General features: G+C 47.3%; 7 protein-coding genes. All 7 read right to left on the reverse strand.

Features of this window, described 5'->3' with window-relative positions:
* Nucleotides 1–285: 285 nt before the first annotated feature.
* From ACWB0I_RS15420 to ACWB0I_RS15450, 7 genes are read right to left on the reverse strand one after another with little or no spacing between them, the layout of a single operon-like run.
* Complete coding sequence (locus tag ACWB0I_RS15420; protein WP_479388968.1) at nucleotides 286–1,920, reverse strand: InlB B-repeat-containing protein; 1,635 nt, start codon at nucleotides 1,918–1,920, stop codon at nucleotides 286–288.
* Nucleotides 1,921–1,932: 12 nt separating this feature from the next.
* Nucleotides 1,933–3,429 (reverse strand): OmpP1/FadL family transporter, encoded by a 1,497-nt coding sequence (locus tag ACWB0I_RS15425; protein WP_479388969.1) that lies wholly within the window; start codon nucleotides 3,427–3,429, stop codon nucleotides 1,933–1,935.
* A gap of 13 nt (nucleotides 3,430–3,442) precedes the next feature.
* A complete protein-coding gene (locus ACWB0I_RS15430) occupies nucleotides 3,443–4,444 on the reverse strand; it encodes a PorV/PorQ family protein (protein ID WP_479388970.1) in 1,002 nt (333 codons plus the stop codon).
* Nucleotides 4,445–4,462: 18 nt separating this feature from the next.
* Nucleotides 4,463–6,685 (reverse strand): T9SS type A sorting domain-containing protein, encoded by a 2,223-nt coding sequence (locus ACWB0I_RS15435; protein ID WP_479388971.1) that lies wholly within the window; start codon nucleotides 6,683–6,685, stop codon nucleotides 4,463–4,465.
* Between the two features lie 16 nt (nucleotides 6,686–6,701).
* Nucleotides 6,702–9,530, reverse strand: a complete 2,829-nt coding sequence (locus ACWB0I_RS15440) for a TonB-dependent receptor (RefSeq protein ID WP_479388972.1) — start codon at nucleotides 9,528–9,530, stop codon at nucleotides 6,702–6,704.
* A gap of 37 nt (nucleotides 9,531–9,567) precedes the next feature.
* On the reverse strand, nucleotides 9,568–11,847 hold the full coding sequence (locus ACWB0I_RS15445; protein ID WP_479388973.1) for a heparinase II/III family protein: 2,280 nt from the start codon (nucleotides 11,845–11,847) through the stop codon (nucleotides 9,568–9,570).
* Nucleotides 11,848–11,855: 8 nt separating this feature from the next.
* Entirely contained in the window at nucleotides 11,856–12,881 is a 1,026-nt protein-coding gene (locus ACWB0I_RS15450; RefSeq protein WP_479388974.1) for a PfkB family carbohydrate kinase, read from the reverse strand.
* Nucleotides 12,882–12,891: the final 10 nt, after the last annotated feature.

A 12,891-nucleotide genomic window follows, 5' to 3' on the forward strand; every position in this document is an offset into this window, starting at 1 on the left:
GATCTTTCCAGAAACCATTTTTCATGAGCAGCGTATCGCCGGCCTGGATGTTGGAAAGCTGCGCCTCAATTTCCTGTGCGTTTTTCACCAGAATGTTTCCGGCCTTCAGGTGCCATCCGCTCAAAACCAAAAAAAATAACCAAATTCTAACAACCCATATTCTGAAGTTATCCATAGTGTCCAAATCCATTCCATAGTAAAAACAGGGCTTTTTTTCTTAGCCCTGTTTTTTGTTGCGGTCCATTAATCTAAAACACACATCCCTGTGTATCAAATAATCCATTATTATTTAACAAGCAGCATCTTTTTAACCGCATGGTGTGTCCCATCCGTTAAACGGTAAAAGTAAACGCCGGAAGCCAGGTCACCGGCCTCAAAAGTAACCTGATGGACACCCGGTTGCTGAAGCCCATTGACCAGGGTTTTCACCATCCTGCCCAGACGATCGTAAATTACCAACTGCACATAGGCCTTTTTGGGCAATTCGTAACGAATATTGGTCTGTGGATTGAACGGATTGGGGAAGTTTTGCTCCAGTTTAAAAGAACGAATTACAGAACCCGGTTCATCAATCGCTGTGCCCAAGACAAACACGGCTGTAATATTTTTGGCCGCATCCACTGTAATGGAGATTGGATTGTCAGAGCCGCTGGCATCGCCCTGCCATTCTTTAAATTGCCAGGCCGAATCCGGAACGGCTGTAATGGTAACCGTTGTGTTCGGATCATAACAACGCCCCTGCAATGGGGGATCAAAAACCAGATGTCCGTTTCCTTCGATTTGATAATTAAATGGGATAACGGTTGGAGTTTCGGTGGCCCAGTTCAGGTCGCCCAACGCACTGCCATCATGCGCTGAAAAATAGGCATGCGACCCGGGTAGCAAAGTCCAATCCAGATTAGCGGCATCTTTAAATTTAGGATCAAAGCCCCAGATGGTGGTCGTATCGGTACCCTGCCCGTTATTTTTGCTGACATAGATTAATTTATCCGGCTCGTAAGTGCCGTCAAGGGTGGTTACCATAAAGGTATCCACATGACTGATGGTTGATCCTTTCTGTTGTAATTGCATGATGAAATCATCCCGGCCATGGGTAGAAAGCCGCGAATTAGCAACAATGATATCTCTGGCGATGGTGTTTTGATTATTCTTAATGTACATAACACGCGTGGCCGAATTGTAAAAGGTCAGGTGTTCCAGTAAAACATAAGCATCGGCCGTAGAAGTGTCCTTATCTGCGTAAAAGCGAATGCCTTCGGCATTGCAACGTGTAAAAGTACAATTTCGAACGATCAGGCTATCGCATGTCTTTTCGGTAGCCCACTTTTCCGTATCGGAAAGACGGATGGCTTCGTAGCCCGTACCATCAATAAAGCAGTTTTCAAAACGAACCGTGCCGACCTTAACTTTTGCCACTTTAAAGACATGTCCATCCTTTGTGGGATCTTTATCCTGGTAAAAATTGCGAAAAATACAGTTTTTAACTGTAATGTCGGCATCGGGGTCTACTGTGTAACCCCGTTCGGTATCATTATCGCAGCGCAAGGCGTATTTCATGCCATGACTGCGTTCATGCCCGCCGTCAAAGATAACACCTTCTACGGTAAAATCGGCGTAGATGCGCAAAATATCCAGGACTTCGCCATTGGCGTCGCTATTGGTTAAAATAGGGGGTTCAGCCAGTCCGGGCTTGGCCATGATCACCAGCGGTTCCAGAATGGCCAGGTGCATGGTGTCTGTAGTGGTGTAAACCCCGCCGGGTGTGGTCAGCAAAATCGTATCAATATTGGCCGTAAAGGCATAATCCAGGGCCAGTTTAAAGTCATATTGATCCGTTACCTCGATGTTAGTAGCCTTCAATAGGGATGTGCCAGCCATTAAAATGGCTGCAACAAATAAAAGGTAAACGATACGTCTCATAAAAACCTCCTCTTAAAATTGGTAAACATAACCTAAACTAATATTTTGTAATTTTTCTGTAGTATAATTGGTGTTGCTGAAATAGGTATCATGGTATTTCAAACTGCGCAGTTCGGTGGCCATGATCAGGCTGCCCAGAGTGCCCAGGGAAATCCTGGCTCCAAAAGTAACGGATATTTTATCGGGGCCGCGTTCGCTGTAGGCAACGCCATCCGGCACAAACACCGCAGGCTCCCATCGATAACCGGCCATCAGTGCAAGAAAATCATTTAACTGATAACGCGCGCCAAACATGTAGCTGTGCTGATCTACCCATTTACGAAAGGTTGTGTCGTTGCGCGCCAGTTTAAAGTTGCCCTGACTGTAAGGAGCGTATCGATACTGAACGGTAAACAGAAACGATTCAACAGGCCGAAAGCCTACACCAAACTGGTAGATGGCCGGAATTTCAAAACGATCTTCACCGGAAATGGAATTCTGGCTGCGACTATCGGCCGTTTGCTGTGTTGTGCTGTAGTTCCATTTGCGTTTCAAAGTTTGCGGCAAGCTGACATTCAGCCCCAGTGTAAGATGGTCGAAACGATATTGTAAGCCTATTTCAGCGCCTATCGTCGAAAAATCGGATTGGCCGCGTTCCTCATAGTTCAGCGTATCATAGGTAAAAAAGAATCTGTTTTCATCGATCAAACCGAAATAGCCCATTTTGTTAAGCTGCATGACATCGGTGCTTTTTCCCATGGTGTAATCCAGGGCCAATCCAAGGGAAAAGCGCTCGCTAAACTGTCCTGCTAGAGCAAATCGAAACGATTTTAAATTTCCGGTACGTTGTCGCAGATATTTAAACCAGTTTACATTTAGCGTATCACCGCCATTGACTCTGGGCACCCAACCTTCGTAGCCGTTGTAACCCACATGGGGCAGCAGATAGGTATCGTTTCGGTCAAAATCAAGAAAATTGACTTTTTGCTGATAAGCCGCAGCCAGCACCAGCTTTTTATTCAAGAACCGGAAAGGCAGCGCCAGGGCCAGACTATTGAACACCGGAGCTGATTTTTCTTTGACCCAGTCTGCCGCCTCTTTACTGTCTACGCGTTTTCCTTCGTCACTGGGCGGATTGACAACGTAAGAGGAATCCAGAGCCAGGTCCCGATCCAGTACGCCGTTGTTTTTGGGATCGGGCACGTACATGCCTTCCAGATAAAAGGGCAGGGTCACAAAGTAGCGATCGGGCCTGTAAACCTGATTTTCCCACCAGGTTTTTTTGTAGTAGTTGGCATTGAGTGAAAACGTCCATTTTTGCAAGGAGGTTAAACCGGCCGTATTGTTAAACAGGTTGTCTATTTTGCCAGAGACCGCAGTAAATGCCCCTCCCATGGCCATGGATTCGATGCCACCTTCCACCTTTTCGTCCAGGCCCTGAAAGGAAAGCCAATCCCCACGGTGTTGTGCCGTTACTATTCCGGCTAGCAGCAAAATGAACCAGACAATCTTTAGATATGATTTTTTCATTGCTTTCTCCAAACTATTTCAAACTGATGCCAAATGAAAAACGATGAACGCTGTTGAGAAATTCGCCGAAATCGTTAAACGCATAATCAATTCTGTAATTTCGGAAATTCAGGCCAAAGCCCAGAGCCAGACCTTCGGTATCGTAATTGATGCGGTAGCCCCCTCGCAAGAAGAGGATGTCCTGAAAACTGTATTCCAGCCCGATGTTGTATTGCTGATCATAATCACGCGGTTGAACAAGCTCGGCTGCCAGGATCAATCTTTGCCTTTTGGTCTTAAAAAAGAGCGCCTGTTCGCTATCCAGTAGATTAGCGGAAATACCGATATTCATTAATTGCGGCAGGGGATAAGACTGATCGATGTATTTAACTTCTGGACCAAAATGGCGCACCACGGCCGAAAGTTTTAGCGACCGAAATCCGGTATCGTAAAGTAAGCCAGCATCAAACATCACAGCATTATGAAAAACAGCGTAATTATCTTCTGCCCGGGCATAGGGGCTGTGGAAATCCATGTCCTCTCTGGCAAATTTAGCCGTCAGTCCAAATGAAAATTTGTTGGTCAGGCGTTTGGCAAAAGACACGCCGGCCACGACGGCATAGGGATTAATGGTCTCTCCGGTTAAACCGGGGTTGTACACTTCATTAACAAACCCCAGCGCATTCACACTGGTCACTTCAATGTTTCCGTAATCGGCCAGCATAAATTGCAAACCAAGCGTCCCGGCCAGCCCTAAAGGAATGGAAACCGAAGCGGACATGTGTTTGACATCCAGAAAATAATCCATGTAAGACAGATTGAAATCGATTTGCTGCACGCGGGTAAGAGCCGCCGGATTCCAGAACACGGCATCGGAATGATCGGCCACAGCCGTGTACGCCCCGGCCATACTCATGGATCGGGCGTCGGCAACCACTTTCAAGAACTGAAAAGAAGTGGTTCCCACCTTTTCAAAAGCTAAAGCCGACGAAAGAGCCAGACAGCTTAGCACAAGTATCGATATGATTCTTCTCATTTTGCTCTCCACTTCTTCTTACTTGATGATAATAAATTTTCCGCTGGTCTGCTCGCCCATGGGCGTGGTGACCACGTAAAAATAGATGCCAGAGGCGATATCCTGCCCGTTCCGTGTGACCTGGAACCATTCCGTAGAATAAACAGGATCGTTATGCTCGATGGTTTGAACCAGTTGTCCGGAATAGGAAAAGATGCGAATTGTACATCTTCTCGGTAATTTGTAAAAACCAATTTTCTTGTCCACTTCCCCTGTTCCCGTAAATCCAGATTTCAAGACAAAAGGATTGGGCACTACATGTACATCGCTTAACTGTTCCACGGCTCCGATATTCTTTACGTGTTTGGTGATATTGGTTTTGCCGCTTTCATGGCCATTGGCATCAACCGAAGTAACTGCGTAATAGCGCGTTTCCCCTATTTTAAATTTTTGTCCTTTGTCAATTACTTCATAAAAATCCCCGCTTCTCTGCCCCACTGGCACTGTGGCTATTAACTCCCAGGGGCCCATGCCCATCACACCGCGATAGACATTGTAGTGATCCACTTTCCCGGTTAATCTCGGGGCATCAAAACTTTCTACCTGGGATCCCCAGGTAATGCGCACTTCTGCTTTAGGCGTATTTTCCACGGTAATGGCCGGCGCCGGTGGAGGAATGGGGATGGCGTAAATCCCGTGACGCGGATTGTCTTCCGGCCAGACAGGAATTTCGGGCTCATGGCCTAAATAGGCTTCAAAGGCTTTGTGAGCCACCTGCTGGACATTTCGCACATCGGAATTCACATAATCGGGATAGCCATATTTCGTTAAATAGCCCTCTTTGGTGTAATCCTGACCGTTGTATTTTACCGGACGGTTCCAGGAGGGAATTCGGTTCCACTGCTGCAAAACACCCTTCACCGCCGGGCCGCCCTCAACGCGTTTACCGTCCTGCGCGCCGTAGCCCACAACCTCGGCGATGGAGTAATACACTTTATCTCCATGGTGCAGGGTGTACGGACCAAACACGGTGTGCTTCTGGCCGGCATCCACGCTCTGGCGGTAATTGAAGGCCGCCCGCCCATACCACCGCGGACTGGGCACCTCAGGCCAGGTGGTGCTGCCTTCGCTGTAAACCCCGCTCCAGCGATTGTCCGGGTTGATGGACATATCCTTCATTTTGGAGCTTCTGGTATTGCCCGTGCTCACTTTATTGGACCAGGGCTGTTTGATGTGTCCGTGTTCATCTATCTCAAAATATTCTCCGGCTACCGTGCGTAGGATGTTGACCGCTTCCGATTCATTCCGTTCCGGATTGAAGGGATCGACAATAGCCAGGTGTGTGGTGTCATAGTACAGAACGCAATACCCGGGCGCCTGTGGGCTTAGCAAACCTCCGCCCAAATATCCAGTTTCAGCCTGGTATTGGAACAGATCAAAATTTGGTTCCGGTTTAGCCCATTCTTCCCGCAAGTTGGTACGTAAATTTAAATTAAAGGCCAACCAGTAATCGGCATCCCAGAAGGTATTCTGATCCCCCCGATAGATGCCGCCTTCGTATTTCCAGACCTGATAGGTTCGCTGATAACCGTACATGGAAGGGGCAAAGCCGTAAATGAACAGAGCCATAAAATCTTTTAAGGTCGTGGTCTGTTCAATGGTTTCCGGATTTCCATCCGTGTCGCCGGTGTATTCCAGTTCATATTCATAGATAATAAAATCATCGTAATCCGGATAGCTCCATTGCCGGGAAGTACGGGTAACGGTAACTCCCAGGGGCGTAGCCCATTTAGCAATGATAATCTGTTCGGCCTCGTCGGGGTCATAATCCGGATTCAATTCACCGTTTGGCAAGACCGGGTAGTTATCAATTTCTTCCATCGATAGAGGAAAACTCCAGACGCCCACCACCTTTTCCGGCGAGCTTGCGCCCACGCCTCCACACAAGGCGTAAATACGATTGTCTTTGCCCGGTTTACCATCCAGATTGGCAGCCATGTACATGCCGGCGCCCAAAATATTGTGCTGACCGCTGTATTCAATCCCCTCAACAATGGCAGCGGAATAGGGAGGCCATTCCATAACCGGCGTGGTAGCGCGGTTACCGGCTTCTCCGGTCTGCCATGGACGGCCAATCGTTCCATCATTAAATACGGTTTCGTGCAGCATACCCCGATCGTGAATGCGATATTCAAGCTGTGCTTGCAATCCTGCAACAATGGTCAAAGCCAAAATGATCGATGTTGTCCACTTTTTTATCATTTTTCACCTCATTCATTTAAAATTCAAAAATCAAACCAGTTCGATAATGACGCGGTTGATTGCTTAACATATAAATGGCCTGGCTGGTAGTGTACGGAGCATATTCGTCATAAATCAGAACATTCTGCCCCTGTTCCCAGCGCGCCGTCTCACGTTCGTCGTTAAACGTTCGGGAATAATGAAATACTTTTTCATTAAGCAGGTTGAAGCCTTCCATGTACCAGGTCATTCGGGTACCTCCAAAACGGAACTTCTTTTGAATACGCATCTTCCATTCATGTTCGGTTGGCGTACGTTTGTTGTACTTTAAGCCCTGTCCGCTCTCATCCCAGGTGTAGGGACGCCCGGTCATCAGGCGATAGGTGGTACTGACTGAAAATTCGCCGAAGGGGTAAAGACCGGCAATCGCTGGTCCCCACTCTTTGTCGGTACTGTAACGCACATTGAACAATAATTTGTGTGTGCGATCGTAATCCAGGTAAACATCTTCAGGATCGGGCAGCTTGACGCTACCATAGGTGGGATCCGGATTTTCGAAATAGATCACCGGGGCATTAAGATCGTTACTACTCTTGCCTTTTGCCGCTTCATAATTGTAGCGCACATAGCCCTGGAGGCCGTGCCCTACTTTTTCCAGACTGATATGGAAGCCCTTGATATCGGCATAGTCCCGGTTGACGTAGGTGCGGTACTCTTCAAAATTTTTATCCTTGTAATAAGCGCTTTCGACCAGATTTTTCACGTCTTTGTAATAAGCGCTTACATCCAGACGAAAACCGAAAGGCAATCCCTGTACCAGCCCCACGTCGTAGGCATTGGTTGTCTCGGGTTTAAGCGCCGGATTGCCCAGCACATCCACATCCTGATTCAATGTAATCTGATTGTAAAACAACTGATTAAAGTTGGGCCGTTGTGTAAAGGTCCCATAATTCATGTGAAATACAGAATGTTCGGAAACGGGGAAAGAGATGCCGATTCTGGGCTGTAATCGGCTGTAAAACCTGGTATGAATTTTAAAATCGGGTTGACGTAATGGGGAATACCTATCGCCATAATAACTGGTGTTGAGCTGGTAAAAATCCCAGCGCAGACCAACATTGGCAATCATTCCGGCAAACTCCATTTTATCCTGAAAATAGAGTGCCCCTTCATAAGGGAAGGCATTGAATTTTACTTTTCGGTAATTCCCTTTGGTCGTAATATTCATATCCATATCTACATTCACATCGTAATAGAAAAACTGCAGGCCTGTTTTGATTAGGTTGTGCGTATTTAACTGACTACTCACACTGCCCTGCAAATTATAGGTGGTTGTACTCTGATTTCCAAAGTCATCCGAAGGCTGACCGATACGGTGAAAGGAAGGCGAGGTGTAGTTGGTCCAATTGGTGCCGTTCGAATACTCTTCGTAAAATTCGCCAGGATGCATCAGTTCAATGCGTTGCTTCATATCCAGATCGAGCACACTGAGTTGTAAGTTGGAAAAGGTCGATGGCGAATAGACTTTGTTCCATTCAATACCATATTGCCTGGTCAGGGTTTGAATGTACAGGGCATTCATAGAGCGATCAAACATGTAGCGTAAAAAATTGGAAAGCGTGTAGTCATGATCCAGATTGAGCAGAAAGGTAAATTTAAACTTATTGTTGGCATTGGGTCGATAGGCCCAGTTAACGAGCATTTGTCGATTCATGATGGGTTGCGGCAATGGCACAATGGGCGTTTCCGTGGTTTGTCTGGCGGCAAAAAAGATGGAAGAGTGTTTGGTAATCGGGCCGCCCGTTGTAAAATCCAGACGCGTATCCATGGCTTTGGGCGTATTCATGCCTATCTCCCGAAAAGCCTGTTCGTAGGCCAGCTGTCCCAATCTGGCGATCTTTAAAGAATCATCGCGTGTGTAAAAGACCGGCGGCCAGACAATTCTTGTAGGAAGGTAAGCCGGTCCGAAACCATATCCAAGATCGTACAGCGGTTTACCCGGATTTGTGGGATTTTCTTTCATCCATTCGTCCAGATTGGAGAGCAGAGCCTGAAAGTAGAGATTTTTAGGATCATAAGGATTTCCCTGCCAGGTTTTGTAATAGGGCAGGGTTGTGGCCATTTCCATTCGACTTTGCCAGCGGCTGCCGCCCTCTTTAGGAACCATGTTAACCACACCCGACTGAGCGTTTCCGTACTCTGCGCTAAATCCGCTGGTGTACACTTCCACTTGCTCCAGGGCGGTAACGATAGGACTAAACGCACGGCGGTTGTTTAGCGGATTTACGATCAGACCACCGCCTAAGAGGTAGGTCGCTTCTCCCACGCGGCCACCGCGGAAGTGGTCATCGACCACATCGGCCTGCAATTGTAAGATGTCATTCACATCCGCCACACCGGCAATGGCCTGAACCTCGCCCACATCATAGGTTTGCTTGGTAGCGGTCAGGTCCTTTTCCACTGCAGCCGGTCGGTAGGCCACAACCTGAATCGTTTCGCCCTGATACACTTCGGGCGAAAGGGCTACATCCAGACGCGTGGTTTTATCGACATTCACGGCTACTCTGGTAAAGCGTTGAGCCCGGTAGCCCACAAAACTGACTTCAATTGTGTACAATCCCGGCCGTAAATTTAATATGAAATATTCTCCCTCTACATCGCTAGCCGCTCCGGCCGGTACATTCAACGGAATTTCCTGATCATTTTCCCAGCGAGCGAGAACCACAATATTTGCACCGGGCAATGGCTCACCAGTTTCAGCATCGGTAATCACGCCTGCCAATTTCCCTGTATTGCCAGCCTCTGCCAGCCGGCCCCCCAGGAAGAACAGAATCAGCACAAGAAACATGCGAAGCACTTTATTCACGATAAGCCCTCCGATTTATGGTTTTGCTTTAAGTTTTTTAAATTTTTAGTTGAAAAACAGAAATACATGACTGTTTTCCTCCTGTTTCCAGAATGTTTGCTAATGGTTTTTGCCAGCCGCTCCCCAAAAACTGTATGCTCATTGTTTCGCCAGAAATTTGTTTAACAAGAATTTGTAACGGTTGTGTGAAAACGGTCTGTCTTCCCCGATAGTACATTTGCCTCACGTCCAGTAACAAAAATGGCTTCCCCGTTTTTTCCACCAGATGTGTAACCGAAAAACGTAAATTGGGGGAGAACACTAATTCCGACTGTTTCAGCACTCTAAAATTTTCAAATGAAAGAATGCTGCTATTGTCTTCTTCAATCTTTTTGGGAACAATCAAGGTGCTAAACGAAAAATCCCCGTCCTTTTCTATTTGAAATAGCGAATTCATGTGCCTGCGAAAATGACTCTGGAAAATACGGTAGGGCGCATCCTCTAATTGGTAGAGATGAAGGGAGTTGCCATCAGGCAGGATTTGTTTTAAATGTCGATCGCTAACGATCTCAAAGGGCCCCTGCCAGACCTGTTGATAAAGGTGCGTACTATCTGCACTAAATTCATCTTTTACTAACCAGAAGGCGTGTTTTACAAACAGTACGCTGCGCGTGTAGCGGACACCTAAATGTTCAAAACCGTTGTGGGAGCCACGAAAATAATCGACCTGCTCATCAGTGTACCAGCACGCCACTTGTGGTGTTGGCAAACCGAGCAGCTTACCAAAGCCAGAGCCCCCGCGATTCGGCTGCCACCTTTTCCCCTGAGGCTGGCTATCCACCAGCGCTACATTCTTGGCCCAGGAATTTTTCAGGAAAGGAAAATCGTCGCGGTTGTAACGGACCTTGTAATTCGGCAGCATGGTCTTTCCAGCGGCGTAAGCAATAATTCCCAGCACATCGCCATGTTGGTGATCGGGCTTGCGGGTTTCAACCCCGACGGAAATAAGCAAATAGTTACTGTTTTTCTGCCAGCCATCACGCATTACGTAATAGCCCGTTTTTTCAAGGGCCAACGAACCAAGTTGCGGACGCTGTTTGGGCAATGTCCCATAGGTTAGCAATTGGGAGTGAGTCAGCAGCCAGTAAAACTGCTGCGGAATTGTTTCGCCGCCAAAATAGCGGAAAAGCGGATCGCTAAAAAGCATGGAGCCCACCGCCAACGGTTCACTGATATCCGCCTCGGTCTCTAAACCGCCATCGGTGTCATCCTGCAAAACGGGCATGGCCCCATTGGGCATGGCCAGCTTCACCAGCACATCGAACATGGCCTTAAATCTCCTTTCAAACCCTTCGGGCAGCTCAATGCCATTAATGTGAGCCAGTTGGTACACGCGCAGATAGTTTTCAATATCTCCTTTATGGTAGTGGCCGCTGCGTTCGAATTGAAAACCGTCCTCATTTACCTCGTGCTTTAAGTGCCATAGTAAACCTTTCAGGGCATGCTCGCGCCATTCAGACGACTGACAAAATTCCGGAAACAGACTGGCAATTTCAAACAGCGCTGCTAATCCGCGCGTCTGGTGATTACCATAGCGAAAGCGCTGTGTTTTGCGAAATAATATTTGAGCGTGGTAATAAAACATCTTTAACAGCAAAATCTGATCTTCCGGGGCGTACTGCTCTGTGGCTAAAAACGCATGATGATTAAACAACCAGTGATGAACGCGTTTACCGGCCCGGAACACTTCAAAGACGGCGTTGTCGCCCCCTTCCACCTGCTGCGCCTTAATGGCTTTCTCCAGGCTGCGCACCTGCTCTGTAAAATATTGCAGATAAACGGGGTCGTGGTCTTCAATGTAATAACAGAGAGCCACATCGGGAATTTTACTCTGTCTGGCTAAGTGTCTAAATTCATAGGCTGTAACGGCTTTGCCTTTTAAATTGCGCAGGGGCAGCTTCCAGGCAACAAATCCGGGGAAATCGCTCATCTGCTCCCGAGCCATTTTAAGATGGTATTGCTTTTGCTCCGGAAACTGATCCAGGTAGGCCTTTAATCTATTCTTAAAATTCTTCCAGTTAAAGTAGTAACGTCCGGCTGCCTTTTGTTTAAAGAAATTGGCCAATTTTCCCCTGGCTTTTTCCACTGGCAATTGGCGCAGTTGTAATGATTCGGCGTACGGCCGATTGATGTTTTGTAAAAACTGTGTGTCATCCGGAAAAGGCGGCAGGTTTAATGCCCCCCTCTTGAGTGGCAAACTCATCCCCGTTGACACAATCAATAAGGTAAAAACAATGATTAATTTGTAACGATCTATGTTCATTTTTGTTGTTTTCATTTCAATCATTAGCGTTGAACGCGTCCTGACAAATCGCCTTTGACGATATTCATGACTTCATCTTCCGTGACTAAATTCATGTCGCCATGAATGGTTTGTTTTAAAGCAGAGGCCGCAACGGCAAATTCCAGCGCCTGCTGACGATCTTTAAATTTATTCAATCCGTGAATCAGGCCGGCACCAAAGCTATCGCCGCCGCCAACCCGATCCACCAGATGGATGGGATATTTACGGCTGATGTAGAAATTCTTTCCGTCGAACAGCATGGCAGACCAGTTGTTATCGGAAGCGGAAAGGCTTTCACGCAAGGTGATGGCCACCAGGCCGGCCTTACTGACTTCCATTAATTGATTAGCCACAGATTTGTAGTGTTCAACATCTAATTTCCCGGAAGTGACATCGGTGGTTTCGGCTTCAATACCAAATACATCGGCGGCATCTTCTTCATTGGCAATAATCACATCCACGTATTGAACCAGTTCACTCATCACTTTTTTAGCCTGTTCCCGGCTCCACAGTTTCTTTCGGTAATTCAAATCACAACTAACGGTCAGCCCCTGAGCCCTGGCCTGCTGCACGGCCTGGATACTTATTTTAGAGAGTTCTTCACCCAATGCCGGGGTGATGCCTGTAATGTGGAACCAGAAGGCATTGTCAAATATTTTGGGCCAGTCAAAATCAGCGGCCTGCGCCTCACACAGGGCCGAATGCGCCCGGTCGTACACCACTTTTGAGGGACGAATGGAGGCCCCGTGTTCCAGAAAATAAATGCCGATGCGCTCACCGTCCCGAACGACGTAAGATATATCCACGCCATGTCCCTGTAAATGGAAAAGCGCTGCATCGCCTAACGGATTCTGTGGCAGACGCGTCACAAATCTTACCGGATTACCAAAAAGCGACAGCGACACAGCAACATTGGCTTCGCCTCCGCCATACTTTACGTCAAACCGATTAGCCTGAATAAGACGTTCTTTATCAGGTGGAGATAAGCGTAGCATAATTTCACCAAAAGTGACAATGACTTTTTCCATTTTAGTCTCC

This window comes from Caldithrix sp., from assembly GCF_056497305.1.

Bases quoted from the DNA above. Each gene is read 5' to 3' on its own strand.
- ACWB0I_RS15420 (WP_479388968.1), bottom strand. From the start codon at position 1,920: ATGAGACGTATCGTTTACCTTTTATTTGTTGCAGCCATTTTAATGGCT.
- ACWB0I_RS15425 (WP_479388969.1), bottom strand. From the start codon at position 3,429: ATGAAAAAATCATATCTAAAGATTGTCTGGTTCATTTTGCTGCTAGCC.
- ACWB0I_RS15430 (WP_479388970.1), bottom strand. From the start codon at position 4,444: ATGAGAAGAATCATATCGATACTTGTGCTAAGCTGTCTGGCTCTTTCG.
- ACWB0I_RS15435 (WP_479388971.1), bottom strand. From the start codon at position 6,685: ATGATAAAAAAGTGGACAACATCGATCATTTTGGCTTTGACCATTGTT.
- ACWB0I_RS15445 (WP_479388973.1), bottom strand. From the start codon at position 11,847: ATGAAAACAACAAAAATGAACATAGATCGTTACAAATTAATCATTGTT.
- ACWB0I_RS15450 (WP_479388974.1), bottom strand. From the start codon at position 12,881: ATGGAAAAAGTCATTGTCACTTTTGGTGAAATTATGCTACGCTTATCT.